We start from the raw sequence: 22,009 nt of genomic DNA on the forward strand, positions 1-22,009 counted from the left end.
AGCAGTTGGGCGAGCGTCGACGCCGGTCGGGAAGCGAAACCACCCTCGATCTGGCCCCCGCCGACGTCACCCTCGAGCGTCCGCGCAACCGCGACCACGGCGACTGGTCCTCCAGCATTGCGATGAAGATCGCCAAGCCGCTCGGCTCCACGCCCCGGGAGATCGCCGCGCAACTCGCCGAGGGCCTCGAGGCCCTCCCCGACGTCGCCTCCGTCGAGATCGCCGGCCCCGGCTTCATCAACATCCGCCTCGAGGCCGCCGCCGCCGGCGCGCTCGCCAAGACCATCGTCGACGCCGGACCGGTCTACGGCACCGGCCACCTCTACGACGGCATCAAGATCAACCTCGAATTCGTCTCCGCCAACCCCACCGGCCCGATCCACATGGGCGGGGTGCGCTGGGCGGCCGTCGGCGACAGCCTGGCCCGGGTGCTCAAGGCACAGGGTGCGGATGTCACGCGCGAGTACTACTTCAATGACCACGGATCGCAGATCGACCGGTTCGCCCGCAGCGTGCTCGCCGCCTACCTCGGCGAGTCCACCCCTGAGGACGGCTACGGCGGCGCCTACATCGGCGACATCGCCGGCCAGGTGGTGGATGAATTCGACGGTGACATCGCGGTGCTGCCCCGGGAGGAGCAGCAGGAGGTGTTCCGGAGAATCGGTGTTGACCTCATGTTCACCGAGATAAAGGAGAAGCTGCACGGCTTCGGCGTGGACTTCGACGTGTACTTCCACGAGGATTCCCTGCACGAGTCCGGTGCCGTCAATCGCGCCATCGCCCGCCTCCGCGAGCAGGGCCACATCTTCGAATCCGACGGCGCCATCTGGCTGCGCACGACCACTTTCGGCGACGACCGCGACCGGGTCATCATCCGCTCCAACGGCGAACCCGCCTACATCTCCGGCGACCTCGGCTACTACCTCGACAAGCGTGAACGCGGCTTCGACCAGAACCTGATCATGCTCGGCGCCGACCACCACGGCTATGTCGGCCGGATGATGGCCATGGTCGAGGCGTTCGGCGACGTGCCCGGCGTCAACCTGCAGATCCTGATCGGGCAGATGGTCAACCTGCTCAAGGGCGGCGAACCGGTGCGGATGAGCAAGCGCGCCGGCACCATCGTGACCCTCGACGACCTCGTCGACGCCGTCGGCGTGGACGCCGGCCGATACTCCCTAGTGCGCTCCTCGAGCGACTCGCAGCTGGACATCGACCTCGACCTGCTCGGCAAGCGCACCAACGAGAACCCCGTCTTCTATGTGCAGTACGCGCATGCCCGCACCCGGTCCGTCGCCCGCAACGCGGTGGCCGCCGGCGTCGACCCCTCGGCATTCTCACCGGAGCTGCTCACGCACGACAGCGAGTCGGCCCTGCTCGGCGTGCTCCAGGAGTACCCGCGGGTCGTCGCCCAGGCCGCCGAGCTGCGGGAGCCCCACCGGATCGCCCGCTACATCGAAGAGGTCGCCGGCTACTACCACCGCTGGTACGACAACTGCCGGGTCATCCCGCTCGGCGACGAACCGGTGACCGACCTGCACCGCACCCGGCTGTGGCTGAACGACGCCACCGGCCAGGTCATCCGCAACGGCCTCGGCCTGCTCGGCGTCTCCGCCCCGGAGCGCATGTGATGGCGGACCGGGCGGCACGAACGCGCCGTCGCCGCGGGATGAGCGTGATCGTCATCGGCAGCCTCACGGTGCTGGGGCTGATCGCCGCGTTCTTCATCGTCGACGCGGGAGCCCGCAGCTACGCCGAGGGGCGGGTCAAGCAGGAGATCGCCGACAACCTCCCCGACACCGTCACCGGTGACGTCAGCGTCTCCATCGGCGGCATCTCTGTGATCGCCCAGTACCTCTCCGGCAGTTTCGACCGGGTCGCACTGACCGCGCCGACCCTCTCCGTCGACGGCGTGGCGGCATCCGTTCGGGTCGTGGCCACACAGGTGCCGGTCGACCAGGGCAAGCCCGTCGGCGACGTTCGCGGCGTCGTCGACCTGGACCAGGCTTCGCTGAACACCCTGCTGCGCAGCTCGCTGGCGGCGGATGCCCCCGACGCCGAACTCGTGCTGGGTGACGGGGAGGTGCGTTACACCGGCAGCCTTTCCGTGCTCGGGTTCCCCGTCGGCTACGAGGCCACCGCCACCCCGACCGCCGTCGCCGACTCGCTGCTCTTCACGCCGACAAGCGCGAAGGTCACCACCGGCTCCGGAAGCATCGACGCGGGCGAGCTCCTGCCGCTGATCGTCGGCCAGCAGCCGGTCAGGGTTTGCGTGGCGAAGTACCTGCCGGAAGGCGTCAGCCTGGCCCGGGTGAACGTCACGCCTGAGCGGGCGCGGATCACGCTCGAGTCCAGCAGCCTGCTGCTCACCCGCAAGTCGCTTACCACGCTCGGCACCTGCAGCGCCGGCTGAGCCGCTCGCAGCGGTGAATCGCGGCGTAACACCGATTCGGCGCATCCAGCCGCGGTCGCTAGAATTGCGGCAGGTCCCCGCCCTCCGCGCGGCGGCATCTTCACTGGCTTCAGGGACCAACCCGGGTTCGCTCGCCACTCAGTGAGACACCCACTCGACTTTCCCGTGAGGTTTTCACCCGTGGCCACCAACCCGCTCGCCCCCGAATGGCTCGCCCTGCCCGACGACGCCAATGCGCTCGCCGCCGGCCTCTGGCCCGCCTCGGCCATCCGCGACGACACCGGAGAACTCGCCATCGGCGGCTGCAGCGCCGGGTCCCTGGCCGCACGGTTCGGCACTCCGCTCTACGTCGTCGACGAAACGGATGCCCGCACCCGCGCGGCCCAGCTCCGCACCGCCTTCGAGGCCGAGTTCGCCCGCATCGGCACCAGCGTGCGCATCTACTACGCGGGCAAGGCGTTCCTCTCCACCGAGTTCGCCCGCTGGATGGTGAGCGAGGGGCTGAACATCGACATCTGCAGCGGCGGCGAACTCGCCGTGGCCCTCGCGGCCGGCACCCCGCCGCATAGGCTCGGCTTCCACGGCAACAACAAGTCCCTCGCCGAGATCGACGACGCCTGCCGGCTCGGCGTCGGCACCATCGTGATCGACTCGCCGCTCGAGATCGGCCGGGTCGCCGAAGCCGCCGCCCGGCACGGCGTCGTTCAGGCCGTGCGACTCCGGGTCAACAGTGGTGTGCACGCTCACACCCATGAGTTCCTCGCCACCTCCCACGAGGACCAGAAATTCGGCGTCGTGCTCGAGGACGCCCCCGCGCTGGTCGCCCGCATCCGCGCGGAGACGAGCCTGCGCTTCGTCGGTCTGCACTGCCACATCGGCTCGCAGATCTTCGGCGCCGACGGTTTCGCCGAGTCCGCGTCCCGCCTGCTGGCCGTGCACGCCGCCCTGCTCGCCGACGGCCCGGTCCCCGAACTCAACCTCGGCGGCGGCTTCGGGATCGCCTACACCTCCGCCGACCGGCCCACCCCGGTCGCCGAACTCGCTGCCCGCCTGGCCGACATCGTGGCCGCCGAGTGCGCCGAGCGCGGCATCCCCGTGCCGGTGATCGCGTTCGAGCCCGGCCGCTACATCGCCGGTCCCGCCGGGATCACCCTCTACGAGGTGGGCACCACCAAGGCGGTCGACGTGGCGGGCAACCCCCGCCTCTACGTCAGCGTCGACGGCGGGATGAGCGACAACGCCCGCTTCGCCCTCTACGGCGCCGACTACTCCGTGCGACTGGCCGGCCGGGTCTCCGCCGCGGAACCCGTGCTCGTGCGCATCGCCGGCAAGCACTGCGAGAGCGGCGACATCGTCGTCGACGCCGACTACCTCCCCGGCGACGTCGCACAGGGCGACCTCGTCGCCGTGGCCGCGACCGGCGCCTACTGCTGGTCCCTGGCCAGCAACTACAACTTCGTCGGCCGCCCGGCAGTGGTCGCCGTGCGTGACGGCCAGGCGCGGCTGCTGGTGCGCGGCGAGACCATCGCCGACCTGCTGGCGCGCGATGCCGGGGTCTCGACCACCGATCAACCGAAGGAATCCGTCCGATGATCGAATACCGCAATCTGCGCGTCGCCCTGCTGGGCGGCGGCTCCGTCGGCGCCCAGGTGGCCCGCCTCCTGCTCGAACAGAAGGAGGAACTCGCCAACCGGGTGGGCGCGAGCCTCGAACTGGTCGGCATCCTCGTGCGCGACCTCGACGCGGAGCGCACCGTCGACCTGCCGCGGGAACTGTTCACCACCGACGCCGAATCGCTGATCCTCGGCGCCGACGTCGTGATCGAATTGATGGGCGGCCTCGAGCCGGCGCGCAGCTACATCCTGATGGCGATCAACTCCGGCGCGGATGTCGTCACCGCCAACAAGGCGCTGCTGGCCACGCACGGCCCCGAACTGTTCGCGGCCGCCGACCAGGTCGGCGCCCAGCTGAACTATGAGGCCGCCGTCGCCGGCGCCATCCCGATCGTGCGCCCGCTCCGGGACAGCCTCGGCGGCGACCAGGTCAAGCGCATCCTCGGCATCGTGAACGGCACCACCAACTTCATCCTCGACCGGATGGACACCGAGGGCGACACCCTGGAGGAAGCCCTCCGGCTCGCCACCGACCTCGGCTACGCCGAGGCCGACCCGACCGCCGACATCGGCGGCTACGATGCCGCGCAGAAGGCCGCGATCCTGGCCAGCCTGGCGTTCCACACCAACGTCCCGCTCGACTCCGTGTACCGCGAGGGGATCACCGCGGTCACTCCCGCGCAGATCGAATCCGCCCGCAAGGCCGGCTACGTCGTGAAACTGCTCGCGATCTGCGAGCGGCTCGTCGACGCCGCGACCGGCAAGGAAGGCGTCTCCGCCCGGGTCTACCCGGCGATGGTGCACCGCAGCCACCCGCTCGCCGCGGTGCACGGCGCCAACAACGCGGTCTTCGTCGAGGCGGAGGCGGCGGGAAGCCTGATGTTCTACGGGGCAGGTGCCGGGGGAGTGGAGACGGCCTCCGCGGTGCTCGGCGACCTCGTCTCGCTGGCCAGGCGCCACATCGCCGGCGGGCCGGGGGTCGCCGCGTCCAGTCACGCCGACCTGCCCGTGTTCCCGATCGACAGCATCACCACCCGGTATGCGGTCACCCTCGAGGTCACCGACGAGCCCGGCGTGCTCGCCACGCTCGCCGGGGTGTTCAGCGACCACGGCGTCTCGCTCGCCCTGGTCGAGCAGTCGATGACGCCCGCGCAGCCGGGCACGGCCAGTCACGCGCCCGTGTCGTCCACCGCTACCCTTGTCATCGGAACGCACGAGGCGACGGAAGCGGCACTCGCCGCCACCGTGAGAGATCTCGCCGAGAACAAATTCGTCACCAATGTCGCATCCGTTTTGAGAGTTGAAGGAGTCTGATGTCCAGCGAACGAGAGTCCCTGACGCAGCCGGCCGTGAAGACGCAGTCCCGGCAGTGGCGCGGAGTACTGCGTGAATACGCGGACCGCCTGAACATCACGGAAGCCACGCCCATCATCACGCTCGGCGAGGGTGGCACCCCGCTCATTCCCGCCCCCGCACTGTCCGCCCGCACCGGCGCGCAGGTCTGGGTGAAGTACGAAGGCATGAACCCGACCGGCTCCTTCAAGGACCGCGGCATGACCATGGCCATCTCGAAGGCCATGGAGGACGGCGCCAAGGCCGTCATCTGCGCGTCCACCGGCAACACCTCCGCCTCGGCCGCCGCCTACGCGACGCACGCCGGCATCCAGGCCGTCGTGCTCGTGCCGGAAGGCAAGATCGCCATGGGCAAGCTCAGCCAGGCCATCGCGCACAACGCGCAGCTGCTGCAGGTGCAGGGCAACTTCGACGACTGCCTCGACATCGCCCGTGACCTGTCGGCGAACTACCCGGTGCACCTGGTGAACTCGGTCAACCCCGACCGCATCGAGGGCCAGAAGACGGCGGCGTTCGAGGTCGTCGAGGTGCTCGGTGACGCCCCCGACATCCACATCGTCCCGGTCGGCAACGCCGGCAACTACACCGCGTACACCCGCGGCTACACGGAAGAACTCGAGCGTGGCGCCACCACGCGGATGCCGCGGATGTTCGGCTTCCAGGCCGCCGGCAGTGCGCCGATCGTGCTCGGCCACCGGGTCGACCACCCCGAGACCATCGCCAGCGCGATCCGGATCGGTAACCCGGCCTCCTGGGACCTCGCCCTCGCGGCGCAGAAGCTCACGAACGGCTACTTCGGTGCCATCACCGACGAGAAGATCCTCGAGGCCTATCGCATCCTCTCCGCCGAGGTGGGCATCTTCGTCGAGCCGGCCTCCGCGATCAGCGTCGCCGGCCTGCTCGAGCGCGCCGAAGCCGGGCTCATCCCCGCCGGCGCGACCGTCGTGCTCACCGTCACCGGCCACGGCCTGAAGGACCCGCAGTGGGCCCTCCGCAGCGCGGACGGCTCCGACGTGAAGCCGACCATCGTGCCCGTCGACACCGCCGAGATCGCCAGCGTGCTCGGGCTGGTCCACAAGTGACCATCGCCGAGGCCGTGTCCGGCCGTTCAGTGCTCTCCGGGCGTTCCGTCACGGTGCAGGTCCCCGCGACGACGGCCAACCTCGGCCCCGGCTTCGACACTCTCGGCCTCGCCCTCGCCCACTACGACCACCTCGACGTCGCCGTGCGCGACGACCCCGGGGTCACGGTCGAGGTGCACGGCGTGGGCGAAGGGGAGGTGCCGACCGACGAGTCCAACCTCGTCGTGCGCGCCATCATCCACACCTTCGCCGCCTACGGCCAGCCGCTTCCCGGCCTGGCGCTCGTCGCGCACAACGTCATCCCGCACGGCCGCGGCATGGGCTCCTCCGGCGCCGCCATCGTCTCCGGCATCATGGCCGCCAAGGGCCTGCTCGAGGGCATCGTCGACATCGACGCCGCGGCGCTCCTCGCCCTCGCCACGGAGATGGAGGGGCACCCGGACAACGTGGCGCCCGCCCTGTTCGGCGGCCTGACGATCGCCTGGATGACGCCGGAGGGTCCCCGGCACAAGAAGCTGATGGTGCACCGCGGCGTGAAGCCGCTCGTCTTCGTGCCGGAGCACGCCATGTCGACGGCGCTCGCCCGCAGCCTGCAGCCGGAGTCGGTGCCGCACGAGGACGCCGTCTTCAACGTGTCCCGCTCCGCCCTGCTCATCGCCGCGCTGATCCAAAGCCCCGAACTGCTGCTGGCCGCCACCGAGGACAAGCTGCACCAGAGCTACCGCGCCGCGGCCATGCCGGAGACCAACCGGTTGATCACGCTGCTCCGGGAACACGGCTTCGCGGCCGTCGTCTCCGGCGCCGGGCCCTCGATCCTCGTGCTCGCCAGCGACCCCGGCCAGCGGCTCGTCGCCGCCGAGCTCGTCGCCGCCGCGTCGGAAACGCCCTGGCAGGCACTCATGCTCGCCGTCGACTTCATGGGAGCCACGGTCACCCGCACCGACGCCTGAGCGGGGCAGCCGGGCCGCCGTCGAGGCGGCCCGGCCCCGGAAACGCCGGCCGCGAGGATGTGCCCCGGGTGGGGGCGTCTTCAGCGGCCTGACGTTCTGCTAGGGTTGGAATGTACCCGATGGAACCGTCTAACGAACGGATCCCTTCTCCGGTGCATTCCCTGTAACTCACTGCTATCGCCTCATCTGTGCGTAGCTGTGTGTGTTCACTCCAATCCACATCAACTCAGGATTGGACCACCCGCAGCGCGTGAGACGCTGCACACAGCTTCCCTGGCACACCTTTTTCACGCCAGGGGAAAGGACAATTTTTCGTGACTGACGTCAACCTCCGCACCATCGCTGCGGATTCATCGCACCTGGCCACCCTCCGTGTCGCCGAGCTTCAGGCTCTGGCGCTCGAACTGGGCATCCCGGGCGCATCCAAACTACGCAAGGGGGAACTCGTGGAGGCAATCACCGCGGAACAGGTCAGGACCAACTCCCCGGGTGACACCGCGGACAGCGCTCCCACCGCCACGGCGACCCCCGAGGCTCCGACCATCGAGGCTCCCCACACCGACACCGTCGTCGCCCCGGCCACGGCGCCCCGCAAGCGCGCACCGCGCCGTGCCACCACCGCAACCGCGGCTCCCGCGATCGCCCACGTCAACGCTGACGGCGACCTCGGACTGGGCATCATCCTTCCGGATGCCGCCACGACCACCCGCAGGACCACCGCCCCGGCCACCTACGCCGGCGCGTCCGCCGACGGTTCGACCACAGAAGCCGTCGCGCCGGTCGAGAAGCCGGTCCGCCAGGCTCGCAAGCGCGCCACCTCGGTCACCGTGAAGGCGGCGGCAGCCCTCGAGGCCGCCGCGGCCGAGGCCACCGCCGAACTGCCCACCGCCGAACTGCCCAACACTGACGTGTCCGACGTCTCGGCCGCTCCGGTCACCACCCCCGACGCCGAGGCCGACGCGATCGTCGAACCGAGCACCGGCCGCTCGCGCCGTGGCAGTGCCCGCGGCAACTCCCGCAACGGCGCCGCCCGCAACAGCATCGACGCGCGCAGCAGCATCGACGCCCGCAACGACGCCGACGCCCAGGCCGACGCCGACGCGGATGCCGTGACGGCCACGGCCCCGGCGTCCGAAGCCCCGGCCGCCGAGGCCGAGCAGACTCCCTGGCCCTCCGAGCAGGGCGAGGCCGACCAGACCGAACAGCCGCGCCAGGGCCGCAACCGCAACCGCAGCCGCGGCGGCGACCGCACCCAGGCCGGTGACGACACCTCGCGCCAGCAGAACCAGCGCCAGGCCGGTCGCAACCAGAACCAGAACCAGAACCAGGATTCCCAGGCCGACCGTGGCCAGGACCGTCAGGCCCAGGACCGCAACCAGGGCCAGGACCGTCAGGCCCAGGACCGTAACCAGGGTCAGGACCGTCAGGACCGCAACCAGGGTCAGGACCGTATCCAGGGTCAGGACCGTCAGGACCGCAACCAGGGCCAGGACCGCAACCAGGACCGGCAGGCCCAGGACCGCCAGAACCAGGACCGCAACGTCGGCCAGGACCGCAACGGGCCGGACGACGACCTCGGCAGCCGCAGCAACCGCAACCGGTTCCGTGACCGCAAGCGCCGCGGCGTCACCGCCGGCGACGACTTCGAGCCGGAGCTGGGCGACGACGACGTGCTGATCCCGGTCGCCGGCATCCTCGATGTCCTCGACAACTACGCCTTCGTTCGCACCTCCGGCTACCTGCCGGGCCCGAGCGACGTGTATGTCTCGCTCGGCCAGGTCAAGAAGTACAACCTGCGCAAGGGCGACGCCGTCGTCGGGTCGATCCGCCAGCCGCACGAGGGCGACCAGAACGGCCGCCAGAAGTACAACGCGATCGTCAAGGTCGACTCGATCAACGGCCTGACCGTCGAGGAAGCCGCCAACCGGGTCGAATTCCAGAAGCTGACCCCGCTCTACCCGCAGGAACGCCTCCGCCTCGAGACCGAGCCCGGCAAGCTGACCCAGCGCATCATCGACCTCGTCGCCCCGATCGGCAAGGGCCAGCGCGGCCTGATCGTCGCGCCGCCGAAGGCCGGCAAGACCATCGTCATGCAGCAGATCGCGAACGCCATCGCCACCAACAACCCTGAGGTCCACCTCATGGTCGTGCTGGTCGACGAGCGTCCGGAAGAGGTCACCGATATGCAGCGCACGGTGAAGGGCGAGGTCATCGCCTCCACCTTCGACCGTCCGGCCGAAGACCACACCACGGTCGCCGAACTGGCCATCGAGCGGGCCAAGCGCCTCGTCGAGCTCGGCCACGACGTGGTCGTGCTGCTCGACTCGATCACCCGCCTCGGCCGCGCCTACAACCTGACCGCGCCGCCGTCGGGCCGGATCCTCTCCGGTGGTGTCGACGCCTCGGCGCTCTACCCGCCGAAGCGCTTCTTCGGTGCCGCCCGCAACATCGAGAACGGTGGCTCGCTCACCATCCTCGCGTCGGCGCTCGTCGAAACCGGCTCCAAGATGGACGAGGTCATCTTCGAGGAGTTCAAGGGCACCGGCAACATGGAACTGCGCCTGTCGCGCCAGCTGGCCGACAAGCGCATCTTCCCCGCGGTCGACGTGAACGCATCCGGTACCCGCCGCGAAGAAATGCTGATGAGCGCGGACGAGGTCAAGATCACCTGGAAGCTGCGCCGCGCCCTCGCCGGGCTCGAGCAGCAGCAGGCGCTCGAGGTCATCCTCGGCCGCCTCAAGGAGACGTCCTCCAACGTCGAGTTCCTGATGCAGGTCCAGAAGTCGATGCCGACCCTGAACGGGTCAGACAAGGACAAGTAATGTTCGAGTCTGTTCTGACTCTGCAGGCCGAATTCGACGAGCTGCAGTCCGAACTGGCCGACCCGGAGTTGCACTCCAACCCGGCCCGTTCGAAGAAGGTCAACCGGCGCTACGCCGAACTGAGCCGCATCATCGCGGCCTGGAACGAGTGGAAAGAGATCGGCGACAACCTCGAGGCCGCTCGCGAGCTTGCCGCTGAAGACGCCGACTTCGCCGCGGAGATCCCCGGGTTGACGGAACAGCTGGAAGCCGCGGCCGAGAAGCTGCGGCGCCTGCTGATCCCGCGCGACCCGCTCGACGCGCGCGACGTGATCATGGAGATCAAGATGGGAGAGGGCGGCGCGGAGTCCGCATTGTTCGCCGCCGACCTGCTCCGGATGTACCTGCACTACGCCGAGTCGAAGCGCTGGAAAACCGAGATCATCGAGCAGACCACGAGCGACCTCGGCGGGATCAAGGACATCCAGCTCGCGATCAAGGGGGCCTCCAGCGACCCCGCGGAGGGCGTCTGGGCGCACCTGAAGTACGAGGGCGGCGTGCACCGCGTCCAGCGGGTGCCCGCGACCGAGTCGCAGGGACGCATCCACACCTCGGCGGCCGGCGTGCTGGTCTTCCCCGAGGTGGACGAGCCCGAAGAGGTCGAGATCAACGCCAACGACCTCAAGATCGACGTGTACCGGTCCAGCGGGCCCGGCGGGCAGTCGGTCAACACGACCGACTCCGCCGTGCGGATCACCCACCTCCCGACCGGCATCGTCGTGGCCATGCAGAACGAGAAAAGCCAGCTCCAGAACAAGGAAGCGGGCATGCGAGTGCTGCGCGCCCGGGTGCTCGCGCGCCAGCAGGAAGAGATCGACGCGGCGGCGTCCCTCGTGCGCAAGGGCCAGATCCGCACCATGGACCGGTCGGAGCGCATCCGCACGTACAACTTCCCGGAAAACCGGATCGCGGACCACCGCACCGGCTACAAGGCGTACAACCTGGACACCGTCATGAACGGCGCCCTCGACGCCGTGATCGACTCGTGCATCACCGCCGACGAGGCGACTCGCCTGGCCGAGATCGGCGACCACGACTAACCATCCGTCCAGATCGACCTTTCCGGTCGAGGTCGCCCGTTGCGCGGGTCGGCCTCGACCGGAACGGTGTATTTCGGCGGCGGATACGGCGGGTCGCGCTCCTGGATCAGCCGAGCAGGTCCGCGTGGTGGATCGCCGCGACGTCCGGATGCGCGCGGAGGCGGCTTTTCAACGCGTTCTCCCCGTAGGTCGTGAAGATCGGGTTCTCAGGGTCGACGGTGATCCCTGGCGCCTGCAGTGACTCGGGCAGGGCCAGCAGGGGGATCGTCGCGTCGAGGGCAGGCCCGAAGAAGAACGGGATCGAGATGCGGTCGTCGCCGATGAGCGGCGAGATCACCCGGTGCACGGTGGCCTTGAGGTAACCGTCGGTGGCCACCTCGAGCAGCTCGCCGATGTTCACCACGAACGCACCGTCGAGCGGGGGAGCGTCGATCCAGCCCGAGTCCTTCTCGACCTGCAGGCCGCCCTTGCCCGGTTCGACGAACAGCAGGGTCAGCACACCCGAATCCTTGTGCGCGCCCACCCCCTGTCTCGGCGTCGGGTCGGACTTGCCCGGGTAGCGCACGATCTTGATCAGCGTGAACGGCTTCTCCGCGAATGCCGCGTCGAAAACGTGCTCGTCGGCGCCGAGCGAGAGCGCCCACGCGCGCATCAGTCGCAGCGCGACGGTGTTGAGTTCTTCCCGCCACAGGGTCATCACCTCGCGCAGCTCAGGCAGGGCGGCCGGCCACTGGTTGGGTCCCTCGAGGCGGAGGTAGTCTGCCCCGCCCGTGGTCCGGGGGCGCTCCGGGCCGATGTCGATCTGTTCGCGCCAGTCGACCGTGCCCTGGGTGAGTTCGCCGCCCACCCGGGTGTAGCCGCGGAACTGGGGGCTCTGCAGGTTCTCGATCGCCATCTTGTCGGCCTCGGGAAAGTCGAAGAACGCGCGTGCCGTGCGCATGACCCGGTCGACGAGGTCCGCCGGCACGCCGTGGCCGGTGAGGTAGAAGAAGCCGTACTCGTGCGTCGCCTCGCGCAGGTCGGTGCGGAAGCGCTCCGCTTCCGCCTCGCCCCGGTCGAGGCGGGACAGGTCGAGCACGGGCAGCCCGGGGGAGACGGGGGCGGTGGCGGATTCGGAGATCATGGGCTGAGCGTCCTTCGTGTGCTGCGGTGGTGCGGTGGAGAGGTGGATCGTCGGTGACCTCAGTCGTCGGTGAGGTTGAGCCCGCGGGCGGCTTCGATCGTTTCCGCCGTGACGGGCTGGATCACCGCGGGGATTCCGAGGAGCAGCGACTTGGCCGGGGCGTCCTTCGTGACGACGGCGTTGGCGCCGATCGTGCTCCAGGCCCCGATCGTGACCGGTCCGAGGATCTTCGCGCCGGCGCCGACGGTGACCCCGTCGCGCAGGGTCGGATGCCGCTTCTCTCCGCGCACGACCCCGTGGCGGGTCTTCCCGCCGAGGGTGACGCCGTGGTAGAGCATGACGTCGTCGCCGATCTCGGCCGTCTCCCCGATCACGACGCCCATGCCGTGGTCGATGAACAGGCGCCGGCCGATCGTGGCACCCGGGTGGATCTCGATCCCCGTCAGGAACCGGGTGAACTGGGACACCAGCCGGGCCGGCAGTCGGAGGCCGGCCGTCCAGAGGCGGTGCGAGAGCCGGTACGACCAGACCGCGTGCAGCCCGCTGTAGGCGAGGAAGACCTCGGTGTTGCTGCGCGCGGCCGGGTCGTGGGCGCGCGCCATCGCGATGTCCTCGCGGATGGTGGAAAAGACGCCCATTGTCGGCTTCGGCCTGCCCTGTTCCCCGGCCTAGTCCAGCAGGTCTTCGTAGAGCACGGTGGAGAGGTAGCGTTCGCCGAAGCTCGGCATGATCGCCACGATGACCTTGCCGGCGTTCTCCGGTCGTTTCGCCTGCTCGATCGCGGCCCAGACCGCCGATCCGCCGGAGATGCCGGAGAGGATGCCCTCGTCGGTGGCGAGGCTGCGCGCGGTGGCGAGGGAATCGGCGAGGGTCACATCCGTCACCTCGTCGTAGACGTGGGTGTCCAGGACCGCCGGCACGAAGTTCGGGCCGATGCCCTGGATCTTGTGCGGGCCCGGCTTGCCGCCGGTGAGGATGGGGGAGTCGATCGGTTCGACGGCGATCACCCGCACCGAGCTCTTGCGCTCCTTGAGCAGCTGGCCGGCGCCCGTGATGGTTCCGCCGGTGCCGATGCCCGCGACGAGGATGTCGACGGCGCCGTCGGTGTCGTCCCAGATCTCCACGCCGGTGGTCGCACGGTGGATGGCAGGGTTGGCGGGGTTGTCGAACTGGCGGGCGAGCACGGCGCCGGGCGTGTTCGCGGCGATCTCCTCCGCCTTGGTGACCGCACCGCGCATGCCCTCGGCGCCCGGGGTCAGCACGATCTCGGCGCCGTAGGCCCGCAGCAGCAGGCGGCGTTCCTTACTCATGGTGTCCGGCATGGCCAGGATGACCTTGTAGCCGCGGGCCGCGCCGACCATGGCGAGGGCGATGCCGGTGTTGCCGCTGGTGCCTTCGACGATGGTCCCGCCGGGGGTGAGCTCTCCCGAGGCTTCGGCGGCGTCGACGATCGCGATGCCGATCCGGTCCTTCACACTGCCGGACGGGTTGTAGAACTCCAGCTTCACCAGCACGGTCGCGTCGAGGCCCGCGGTGAGGCGGTTCAGTTTGACCAGCGGAGTCCCGCCAACAGCAGCGGTGATGTCGGAGTAGATCTGTGCGGGCATCGGGGAGCCTTTCAATCGGGGTCTGGGACCTCGCCTAGCCTACGGCCACGGCATTGGGCGTGCGAGTGCATTACATTCCAAAGAGTGACAACACCGCCGAGCGACCATTCCATTCCATCCACCGTCGACGAAATCCGCGATCGGGCGATCGAAACGCTCGGCCGGGCCGGCATCGGCGACCCGGAGGTCGACGCCGACCTGCTGATCGGGCATGTGCTCGGCCAGAGCCGCGGCCAGGTGCAGGCCGCCGGCATCCTCCGCTCCGGCCTGGCCGAGACGGATGCCGCCGCGATCCTCGAGCTCGTGCGGCGCCGGGCGCTCCGCGAACCGCTCCAGCACATCACCGGCCGGGCGCCGTTCCGCGGGATCGAGCTGCTGGTCGGCCCCGGGGTTTTCGTGCCCCGGCCGGAGACCGAGCAGGTGGCCCAGTTCGCGATCGACGCGCTGCGGGCGATGCCCGACCCGGAGCCGATCGCGGTGGACCTCGGCACCGGCAGCGGCGCCATTGCGCTGGCCATGGCCGTCGAGGTGCCGCACGCGCGGGTCTTCGCGGTGGAGAACTCGCCGGAGGCGTTCCCGTGGACCACCCGCAACTTCGCCCAGGTCGGCGCCGGCAACGCCACCCTCGTCTTCGGTGACCTGGCCGACGCCTTCACCGAACTCGACGGCACGGTCGCCGTGGTCATCTCCAACCCGCCCTACATCCCCGCCGACGCGATCCCGCGCGACCCGGAGGTGCGGCTCTTCGACCCGGCCCACGCCCTGTTCGGCGGGCCGGACGGCCTCGACGTGGTGCGGCACGTCTCCCGCACGGCGCTGCGGCTGCTCCGCCCCGGCGGGGTGCTCGTGATCGAGCACGGCGAACTGCAGGGGGCGGAGATCCGGGCGCTCCTCAACTCCGACGGCTGGCGTTCCCCGGCCACCCACCGCGATTACACGTCGCGCGACCGCGCGACCACCGCCGTCGCCCCTGCCGGGGCGCAGGACCGCCGGCCGGGAGGGCTCGGGAAGACGTCCCAGCCTCCGGCAAGTCGCCTGCACTAGAATCGGACCCCAATGACACGCATCTACGACTGCTCGGTCGACACTGAATACGCGGCCGGCATGAGACTCGCACGCTCGGCCATCGGCCGCGGCGCGCTCGTCGTCATCCCCACCGACACGGTCTACGGCGTCGCCGCGGACGCCTTCAACCCCGACGCGGTGCAGCGCCTGCTCGACGCCAAGGGCCGCGACCGCACGTCGCCGCCGCCCGTGCTCATCCCCGGCATCCCGACCCTCGACGCGCTGGCCCAGGACGTGCCCCCGCCGGTGCGCGACCTCGTGGCCGCCTTCTGGCCGGGCGGCCTCACCGTGATACTCAACGCCCAGCCTTCTCTGGTCTGGGACCTCGGCGACACCAGGGGCACCGTGGCACTGCGGATGCCGCGCAACAAGATCGCGCTCGACCTTCTGTCCGAGACCGGCCCGCTGGCCGTGTCCTCCGCCAACTCCAGCGGACTTCCCTCGGCGATCGACGCGGTCGGCGCGGAGGACATGCTCGGTTCCAGCGTTGCCGTCTACCTCGACGGGGGAGTGGCCGGCATCGACTACGAGCCGATCGGCGACCGCCCCGGCGACACCTCGTCGACGATCGTCGACGCCACCCGGTTCGCCACGAACGGCGGCAAGCTCGTCATCGTGCGGGGCGGCGTGATTTCCCGGGACGACATCGCCGGCGTCATCGGCGACGCCCTCGCGCCGGTCGGTTTCGTCTCCGAGGCGCCGGAGCCGGAACCGGAGCCGGAACCGGAGCCGGAACCGGAATCGAAACCGACAGAACCCGAGACGACCGATACCGTGACGGATGCCGGACGACCATGACCATATTCGTCATCCTCGCGTTCGTCTCCGCCATCGTCACCTTCGGCTGCTCCTTCGTCGTGCTCAGGCTCAGCCACCGCTACCGGCTCTACCCGAAGATCCGGGAACGTGACGTGCACACCCGGCCGACGCCCCGGCTGGGCGGGATCGCGATCTTCTTCGGCGTGGTCGCCGCCTTCGGCGTCTCCTACCTGATAGCCGGGCAGTTCGCACCACTCCGGCTGATCTTCTCCGACCCGGAGCAGATCCTCGCGATCCTCGGCGCGGCCCTCCTGATCGTGCTGCTCGGCGTGGCCGACGACATCTGGGACCTGGACTGGATGACCAAACTGGCCGGGCAGTTCATCGCCGCCGGCCTGGTGGCCTGGCAGGGCGTGCAGGTGCTGTCGCTGCCGATCGGCGGGCTCACGGTCGGGTCGTCCTGGATGTCGATCCTGATCACGGTGATCGCGATCGTGGTCGTGATGAACATGATCAACTTCATCGACGGCCTCGACGGGCTGGTCGCCGGGGTCGCCCTCATCGCCAATGGAGTGTTCTTCCTCTACAGCTACCTGCTCGTGCGCGACACCTCCCCGAGCAACTACTTCAACCTGGCCTCGCTGATCGCGGCCATCCTCGTGGGCGCCTGCGTCGGCTTCCTGCCGCTGAACTGGCGCCCGGCGAAACTGTTCATGGGCGATGCCGGCGCGCTCCTGGTCGGGCTCCTGATGGCGACCTCGGCGATCGCCATCACCGGCCAGGTCGACCCGACCGCCGTGAACCGGTCCCAGCTGTTCCCCGCGTTCATCCCGATCATCCTGCCGGTCGCGATCCTGATCATCCCGCTGCTCGACTTCGGGCTGGCCGTGTTCCGCCGGGTTCGGGCGGGCAAGTCGCCGTTCAGCGCCGACCGCAAGCACCTGCACCACCGGCTGCTGGATATGGGGCACTCGCATCTTCATGCCGTGCTGATCTTCTACGGCTGGACCGCCGCAGCCTCCATCGGCTGCCTGCTGTACTTCGTGCTGCCCGTCTACTTCGGGCTGCCCACCTGGTATGCCACCATCTTCCTGGTGGCCGCGCTGATCGTGTGCGCGCTGGTCACGCTCGCGCCGCTGAGCCGCCGCAAGGCCGTCGAGGCCGCCAGCCAGCTCGCCCGCCCGATCGACCAACCCGACATCGCCCGGCTGGACCCTCTCGACGAGGCGTCGGTCACGGCAGAGGAGAACGCATGAGCATCACGCCGCCCCGATCCACCCAGCCGACCTCGGTCCCCGTCTTCCGGCGGATCCTCGTGCTCGGCGGGTTCCTCGCCGGCGGCATCGGGGTGGTCGGGGCCGTGGTCGGCGGCCTGGTCGCCGGAGGCACGGGTGTCGTGAGCGCGCTGATCGGCACCGCGATGGCCGTGGTCTTCATGGGCATCACGGCAGGGAGCATCCTGCTCGCCAACCGCTTCGCCGGCAGCCAGGGGGCCGTCGGCGCGTTCTTCGCGATCGTCCTCGGCGGCTGGCTGGTGAAGTTCGTCGTCTTCCTCGTGCTCGTCGTGCTGCTCAAGGACCAGCCGTGGATCGCGCCCGTGGTGCTGTTCCTCAGCATCATCGCCGGGGTGATCGGTTCCCTCGCCGTCGACGCGATCGTGGTGCTGAAGAGCCGGATGAGCTATGCCAGCGACGTGACCCTGCCGGCCGCGTCCACCGAGGACTGAAATGTGCCGCCACGATTAGCCCGGCGGGCCCATTCCTTGGTAGGGTAATGACCGGTTCGCCCCGCGTTGCTCGTGCCTTCGTGCCGGGCAGCCCAGCCCACCATTCGTCATCGCGAGAGCAGAGCTCCCCGCCCCGAACCAGGAGAAAGCGCTGCTAGAAACCGCCGTAAGCCTGATGCTCCCGTCTGCCACCGGTGACGGTGAGTTCCACGGTCCGTCGATCAACGAATTCTTCCCTGAAGCAGTTCTGTTCGCGGGTTCCCCCTTCGAAATCAACCGCATCATGCTCATCCGCTTCCTCGCGGTGGCCGTGCTGCTCCTCGTCTTCTGGCTCGGCACCCGCCGCATGAAGGTCATCCCGACCCGATTCCAGAGCATCGTCGAACTGGGCCTCAACTTCGCCCGGGTCAACATCGCCGAAGACATCCTCGGCAAGAAAGACGGCAAGCGTTTCCTGCCGCTGATCACGACGATCTTCTTCATGGTTCTGTTCATGAACATCACCGGTCCGCTGCCGTTCCTCAACATCGCCGGAACCAGTGTGATCGGCGTGCCGCTCGTGCTGGCCGTCATCGCCTACGTCGCGTTCATCTACGCCGGCGTGAAGAAGAACCCGGGTAACTTCTTCCGCAACGCGCTGTTCCCCCCAGGCGTGCCCCCGTTCCTGTACATCATCGTGACCCCGATCGAGTTCATCTCGACCTTCCTGGTCCGCCCGGTCACGCTGACGCTGCGACTGCTGATGAACATGATCGTCGGACACCTCCTCCTGGTGCTCTTCTTCAGCGCCACCCAGTTCTTCTTCTTCACCGCAGACGGCGGCTTCAAGCTCTTCGGAGCCGGCACCCTTGTCTTCGGGTTCGCGTTCACGCTCTTCGAAGTGCTGATCGCCCTCCTCCAGGCTTACATTTTCGCCCTGCTCACCGCTGTCTACATCCAGCTCGCGCTGGCTGAGGAACACTAAACCCGAATTCGGCACTCGCTGTTTTTGGCACTACGGAAGGAAACATACGTGGACGCAACATCCGTTCTCGCGGCAATCAACGGAAACATCGCGACCGTCGGTTATGGCCTCGCGGCCATCGGCCCGGCAATCGGCGTCGGCATCGTCGTCGGCAAGACCATCGAGGGCGTTGCTCGTCAGCCCGAACTGGCCGGCCAGCTCCAGGTCCTGATGTACATCGGTATCGCTTTCACCGAGGCGCTCGCCTTCATCGGTATCGCGACCTACTTCATCTTCGTTTAGTCCTCTTTTCTCTCTAGTCAGGAGGCACGATGTTTAACGCAGTGATTGCAGCTGCAGCGGAGACCGAGACGCGCAACCCGCTTCTCCCGGAGCTCTACGACATAATCTGGTCCGGTCTGATCTTCGTCGTGATTCTGTTCTTCTTCTGGAAGCTTGTTCTTCCGAGGATGCAGAAGCTCCTCGACGAGCGCGCCGACGCCATCGAAGGCAACATCGCCAAGGCCGACGACGCGCAGCGAAAGGCCGAAGCCGCTCTCGAGCAGTACACGGCCCAGCTTGCCGACGCTCGCGCGGAGGCCGGCAAGATCCGTGAGGTCGCCCGTGCGGACGGTCAGAAGATCGTCGCCGAGCACCGCGAACAGGCCGTTGCCGAAGCTGCCCGCGTCACCGCGAGCGCCAAGGTCCAGATCGAAGCAGAACGTCAGGCGGCCGTCGTGTCCCTGCGTTCCGAAGTCGGCACCCTGGCCATCGACCTCGCATCGGGTGTCATCGGCGAGAGCCTGACCGACGACGCGAAGGCCAGCGCCATTGTCGACCGTTTCCTGGCCGACCTTGAGGCCTCGGAGAAAGCAGCTAAGTAATGGGAAGCGCCACCAGAGAAGCTTTGGCCTCGTCGCGAGCGGCACTGGCCGCCCACGGCGGCACGGCCGATCTGGCGACCGGGGAAGGCCTGTTGAACGCGGGTCGCGTCATCGGAGAGTCCTCGCAGCTCCTGTCGGCCCTCGTCGACCCGGCAGCGGATGCCGCACCCAAGGCGGCCCTCGTCGCCACGGTGTTCGGCCCCGCCGTCACGCCCGTCGCACTCGACCTGCTGCAGGCCGTGACCGCGGCGCGCTGGTCGAGCCACACCGACCTGCTCGCCGGGATCGAAGACCTGGGCCTGCGCTGCGCCGCATCCTCGGCCTCCGTTGCCGGAGTGGTCGAGGCCGAACTCTTCTCGTTCGGTGCGACGGTCGCCGGGAACGCGGAACTCGAGCTGGCTCTCGCGAGCAAGCTCGGCGCGGCGCGTGCCAAGGTCGGACTCGTCGACGCCATCCTCACCGGCAAGGTCACCGACCAGACCCTCGTGATCGTGCGGCACCTCGTGCAGCAGCCGCGCGGACGCCGGATCGGGGAATTGCTGCGGTACGCGGCATCCGTGGTGGCCGACCAGTCGGGCACCAGGGTCGCGACCGTCACGTCGGCGTCTCCGCTGGCGCCGGCCCAGCTCGACCGGCTGCGCACCCACCTGTCCGCGCGCTACGGGCGCAAGCTCACGATCAACCTGGTCGTGGACCCGTCGCTCGTCGGCGGAGTGCGCGTTCAGATCGGCGACGATGTCATCGACGGCAGCATCGCCACCCGCCTCAAGGATTTGAGACTCCAGCTTGCCGGCTGACCTACGGTCAACCGGAACGAAAACCTCGAAGCGGCAACGTTTCGTTTCAGACAGAACCTGTACACCCCGTACGGGAAAGGGAAGATGATGGCAGAACTAACGATCAGCCCCGATGAGATCCGCGACGCTCTCCAGGACTTCGTCAAGTCCTACGAGCCGAGCAAGACCGCAACCACCGAGGTCGGCTACGTCACCACGGCGGGCGACGGCATCGCCCACGTCGAGGGTCTTCCCAGCGTGATGGCGAACGAGCTCATCAAGTTCGCCGACGGCACCCTGGGCCTGGCCCAGAACCTCGACGAAGACGAGATCGGCGTCGTCGTGCTCGGCGAGTTCGCCGGCATCGTGGAGGGCATGGAGGTGCACCGCACCGGCGAGGTGCTGTCCGTGCCCGTCGGCGACGGCTACCTCGGCCGTGTCGTGGACCCGCTCGGCGCCCCGATCGACGGCCTCGGCCCGATCGAGACCGAAGGCCGCCGCGCCCTCGAACTGCAGGCCCCCGGCGTCATGCACCGCAAGAGCGTGCACGAGCCGATGCAGACCGGCATCAAGGCGATCGACGCGATGATCCCGATCGGCCGCGGCCAGCGCCAGCTGATCATCGGTGACCGCCAGACCGGCAAGACCGCCATCGCGATCGACACCATCATCAACCAGAAGGCCAACTGGGCCTCCGGCGACGTGAACAAGCAGGTTCGCTGCATCTACGTCGCCATCGGCCAGAAGGGCTCCACGATCGCCGCCGTCAAGGGCGCGCTCGAGGATGCCGGAGTCATGGAGTACACGACCATCGTCGCGTCCCCGGCCTCCGACCCGGCCGGCTTCAAGTACCTCGCCCCGTACACCGGCTCGGCCATCGGCCAGCACTGGATGTACGCCGGCAAGCACGTCCTCATCATCTTCGACGACCTGTCCAAGCAGGCCGAGGCCTACCGTGCCGTGTCGCTGCTGCTGCGCCGCCCGCCGGGACGCGAGGCCTACCCCGGTGACGTGTTCTACCTGCACTCCCGCCTGCTCGAGCGTTGTGCCAAGCTCTCCGATGAGCTCGGCGCCGGATCGATGACCGGCCTGCCGATCATCGAGACCAAGGCCAACGACGTCTCCGCGTACATCCCGACCAACGTGATCTCGATCACCGACGGCCAGATCTTCCTGCAGTCCGACCTCTTCAACTCCAACCAGCGGCCCGCGGTCGACGTGGGCATCTCGGTGTCGCGAGTCGGCGGCGACGCCCAGGTGAAGTCGATCAAGAAGGTCTCCGGAACCCTGAAGCTCGAACTGGCGCAGTACCGGTCGCTCGAGGCCTTCGCGATGTTCGCCTCCGACCTCGACGCGACCAGCCGCCGCCAGCTTGCCCGTGGCGCCCGGCTGACCGAGCTGCTCAAGCAGCCGCAGTACTCGCCGTACCCGGTCGAGGACCAGGTCGTCTCGATCTGGGCCGGCACCAACGGCAAGTTCGACGAGGTCCCGGTCGAAGACGTGCTCCGGTTCGAGCGCGGTCTGCTCGACCACCTCGGCCGCAGCACCGACGTCCTCAAGACGTTGCGCGAGACGAACGTGCTCGACGACGCCACCGTCGCGACCCTCGAGCTCGAGGTCGACAAGTTCAAGCGCGAGTTCCAGACCGGTGAAGGCAAGCCGCTCGCCTCGGTCGGCAAGGAAGAGTTCGAGGCGATCGCCGCCGAAGACGTCAACCAGGAAAAGATCGTGAAGCACCGGCGCTAAGCCACCTGGGGACCTTTCGAGGGCCCCATGCACGGCCGCACCGGCACATTCACCCACAGACAAGGAAG

General features: G+C 68.8%; 20 protein-coding genes. 17 read left to right on the forward strand and 3 right to left on the reverse strand.

What is annotated here, in order from left to right; genetic code table 11:
- Positions 1 to 5 precede the first annotated feature (5 nt).
- The 8 genes from argS (at position 6) to prfA (ending at position 11,312) form a co-directional block, all read left to right on the forward strand.
- Complete coding sequence (gene argS / locus E3O32_RS15785; RefSeq protein WP_420898116.1) at positions 6 to 1,631, forward strand: arginine--tRNA ligase; 1,626 nt, start codon at positions 6 to 8, stop codon at positions 1,629 to 1,631.
- A gap of 38 nt (positions 1,632 to 1,669) precedes the next feature.
- A complete protein-coding gene (locus E3O32_RS15790; RefSeq protein ID WP_166790879.1) occupies positions 1,670 to 2,413 on the forward strand; it encodes an LmeA family phospholipid-binding protein in 744 nt (247 codons plus the stop codon).
- 180 nt (positions 2,414 to 2,593) lie between these two features.
- Positions 2,594 to 4,006: a diaminopimelate decarboxylase gene (gene lysA, locus E3O32_RS15795; protein WP_134510786.1), complete on the forward strand. Its 1,413-nt coding sequence runs from the start codon at positions 2,594 to 2,596 to the stop codon at positions 4,004 to 4,006.
- Positions 4,003 to 5,340, forward strand: coding sequence for a homoserine dehydrogenase (locus tag E3O32_RS15800; protein ID WP_134510787.1), 1,338 nt, complete (start codon positions 4,003 to 4,005; stop codon positions 5,338 to 5,340). The genes lysA and E3O32_RS15800 overlap by 4 nt, the downstream gene beginning before the upstream one ends.
- On the forward strand, positions 5,340 to 6,461 hold the full coding sequence (thrC, locus tag E3O32_RS15805) for a threonine synthase (RefSeq protein WP_134510788.1): 1,122 nt from the start codon (positions 5,340 to 5,342) through the stop codon (positions 6,459 to 6,461). Before E3O32_RS15800 ends, thrC begins: the two co-directional genes overlap by 1 nt.
- Before the next feature lie 2 nt (positions 6,462 to 6,463).
- On the forward strand, positions 6,464 to 7,411 hold the full coding sequence (gene thrB, locus E3O32_RS15810; protein ID WP_420898117.1) for a homoserine kinase: 948 nt from the start codon (positions 6,464 to 6,466) through the stop codon (positions 7,409 to 7,411).
- A 314-nt stretch (positions 7,412 to 7,725) separates the two neighbouring features.
- A complete protein-coding gene (gene rho, locus E3O32_RS15815; protein ID WP_134510789.1) occupies positions 7,726 to 10,233 on the forward strand; it encodes a transcription termination factor Rho in 2,508 nt (835 codons plus the stop codon).
- A complete protein-coding gene (prfA, locus tag E3O32_RS15820) occupies positions 10,233 to 11,312 on the forward strand; it encodes a peptide chain release factor 1 (RefSeq protein ID WP_134510790.1) in 1,080 nt (359 codons plus the stop codon). Before rho ends, prfA begins: the two co-directional genes overlap by 1 nt.
- Before the next feature lie 106 nt (positions 11,313 to 11,418).
- On the opposite strand, the gene E3O32_RS15825 is transcribed toward prfA, so the two are convergent.
- Genes E3O32_RS15825 through cysK form a run of 3 tightly spaced genes read right to left on the reverse strand, consistent with a single transcriptional unit; the run spans position 11,419 to position 14,042 of the window.
- Positions 11,419 to 12,435 carry an isopenicillin N synthase family dioxygenase gene (locus E3O32_RS15825; RefSeq protein ID WP_134510791.1) on the reverse strand — a complete coding sequence of 339 codons (1,017 nt, stop codon included), beginning with the start codon at positions 12,433 to 12,435 and terminating at the stop codon, positions 11,419 to 11,421.
- A gap of 59 nt (positions 12,436 to 12,494) precedes the next feature.
- Positions 12,495 to 13,073, reverse strand: coding sequence for a serine O-acetyltransferase EpsC (gene epsC / locus E3O32_RS15830; protein WP_134510792.1), 579 nt, complete (start codon positions 13,071 to 13,073; stop codon positions 12,495 to 12,497).
- A 30-nt stretch (positions 13,074 to 13,103) separates the two neighbouring features.
- Entirely contained in the window at positions 13,104 to 14,042 is a 939-nt protein-coding gene (cysK, locus tag E3O32_RS15835; RefSeq protein ID WP_134510793.1) for a cysteine synthase A, read from the reverse strand.
- An 84-nt stretch (positions 14,043 to 14,126) separates the two neighbouring features.
- Here cysK and prmC point away from each other — a divergent pair, with 84 nt between their 5' ends.
- From prmC to atpA, 9 genes are all read left to right on the forward strand, one after another.
- Positions 14,127 to 15,086 carry a peptide chain release factor N(5)-glutamine methyltransferase gene (gene prmC, locus E3O32_RS15840; protein WP_134510794.1) on the forward strand — a complete coding sequence of 320 codons (960 nt, stop codon included), beginning with the start codon at positions 14,127 to 14,129 and terminating at the stop codon, positions 15,084 to 15,086.
- Positions 15,087 to 15,098: 12 nt separating this feature from the next.
- Positions 15,099 to 15,905 carry an L-threonylcarbamoyladenylate synthase gene (locus tag E3O32_RS15845; protein WP_134510795.1) on the forward strand — a complete coding sequence of 269 codons (807 nt, stop codon included), beginning with the start codon at positions 15,099 to 15,101 and terminating at the stop codon, positions 15,903 to 15,905.
- Entirely contained in the window at positions 15,902 to 17,122 is a 1,221-nt protein-coding gene (locus E3O32_RS15850; RefSeq protein ID WP_134510796.1) for an MraY family glycosyltransferase, read from the forward strand. Before E3O32_RS15845 ends, E3O32_RS15850 begins: the two co-directional genes overlap by 4 nt.
- Positions 17,119 to 17,592, forward strand: a complete 474-nt coding sequence (locus tag E3O32_RS15855; RefSeq protein WP_134510797.1) for a Cg1360 family ATP-synthase-associated protein — start codon at positions 17,119 to 17,121, stop codon at positions 17,590 to 17,592. Before E3O32_RS15850 ends, E3O32_RS15855 begins: the two co-directional genes overlap by 4 nt.
- A 175-nt stretch (positions 17,593 to 17,767) precedes the next feature.
- Entirely contained in the window at positions 17,768 to 18,556 is a 789-nt protein-coding gene (gene atpB, locus E3O32_RS15860) for a F0F1 ATP synthase subunit A (protein ID WP_134510798.1), read from the forward strand.
- A gap of 48 nt (positions 18,557 to 18,604) precedes the next feature.
- Positions 18,605 to 18,838: an ATP synthase F0 subunit C gene (gene atpE, locus E3O32_RS15865; protein WP_134510799.1), complete on the forward strand. Its 234-nt coding sequence runs from the start codon at positions 18,605 to 18,607 to the stop codon at positions 18,836 to 18,838.
- Between the two features lie 29 nt (positions 18,839 to 18,867).
- Positions 18,868 to 19,419: a F0F1 ATP synthase subunit B gene (locus E3O32_RS15870; RefSeq protein ID WP_134510800.1), complete on the forward strand. Its 552-nt coding sequence runs from the start codon at positions 18,868 to 18,870 to the stop codon at positions 19,417 to 19,419.
- Positions 19,419 to 20,216 carry a F0F1 ATP synthase subunit delta gene (locus E3O32_RS15875; RefSeq protein WP_134510801.1) on the forward strand — a complete coding sequence of 266 codons (798 nt, stop codon included), beginning with the start codon at positions 19,419 to 19,421 and terminating at the stop codon, positions 20,214 to 20,216. The genes E3O32_RS15870 and E3O32_RS15875 overlap by 1 nt, the downstream gene beginning before the upstream one ends.
- Positions 20,217 to 20,303: 87 nt before the next feature.
- Positions 20,304 to 21,941, forward strand: coding sequence for a F0F1 ATP synthase subunit alpha (atpA, locus tag E3O32_RS15880; protein ID WP_134510802.1), 1,638 nt, complete (start codon positions 20,304 to 20,306; stop codon positions 21,939 to 21,941).
- Positions 21,942 to 22,009 lie beyond the last annotated feature (68 nt).

It is taken from the genome of Cryobacterium mannosilyticum, assembly GCF_004402705.1.
GTDB classification, from domain to species: Bacteria; Actinomycetota; Actinomycetes; order Actinomycetales; family Microbacteriaceae; genus Cryobacterium; species Cryobacterium mannosilyticum.

Bases quoted from the DNA above. Each gene is read 5' to 3' on its own strand.
- atpA (WP_134510802.1), top strand. From the start codon at position 20,304: ATGGCAGAACTAACGATCAGCCCCGATGAGATCCGCGACGCTCTCCAG.
- cysK (WP_134510793.1), bottom strand. From the start codon at position 14,042: ATGCCCGCACAGATCTACTCCGACATCACCGCTGCTGTTGGCGGGACT.
- atpB (WP_134510798.1), top strand. From the start codon at position 17,768: ATGCTCCCGTCTGCCACCGGTGACGGTGAGTTCCACGGTCCGTCGATC.
- E3O32_RS15790 (WP_166790879.1), top strand. From the start codon at position 1,670: ATGAGCGTGATCGTCATCGGCAGCCTCACGGTGCTGGGGCTGATCGCC.
- epsC (WP_134510792.1), bottom strand. From the start codon at position 13,073: ATGGGCGTCTTTTCCACCATCCGCGAGGACATCGCGATGGCGCGCGCC.
- E3O32_RS15800 (WP_134510787.1), top strand. From the start codon at position 4,003: ATGATCGAATACCGCAATCTGCGCGTCGCCCTGCTGGGCGGCGGCTCC.
- E3O32_RS15855 (WP_134510797.1), top strand. From the start codon at position 17,119: ATGAGCATCACGCCGCCCCGATCCACCCAGCCGACCTCGGTCCCCGTC.
- E3O32_RS15850 (WP_134510796.1), top strand. From the start codon at position 15,902: ATGACCATATTCGTCATCCTCGCGTTCGTCTCCGCCATCGTCACCTTC.
- thrC (WP_134510788.1), top strand. From the start codon at position 5,340: ATGTCCAGCGAACGAGAGTCCCTGACGCAGCCGGCCGTGAAGACGCAG.
- E3O32_RS15875 (WP_134510801.1), top strand. From the start codon at position 19,419: ATGGGAAGCGCCACCAGAGAAGCTTTGGCCTCGTCGCGAGCGGCACTG.
- E3O32_RS15870 (WP_134510800.1), top strand. From the start codon at position 18,868: ATGTTTAACGCAGTGATTGCAGCTGCAGCGGAGACCGAGACGCGCAAC.
- E3O32_RS15825 (WP_134510791.1), bottom strand. From the start codon at position 12,435: ATGATCTCCGAATCCGCCACCGCCCCCGTCTCCCCCGGGCTGCCCGTG.
- E3O32_RS15845 (WP_134510795.1), top strand. From the start codon at position 15,099: ATGACACGCATCTACGACTGCTCGGTCGACACTGAATACGCGGCCGGC.
- prfA (WP_134510790.1), top strand. From the start codon at position 10,233: ATGTTCGAGTCTGTTCTGACTCTGCAGGCCGAATTCGACGAGCTGCAG.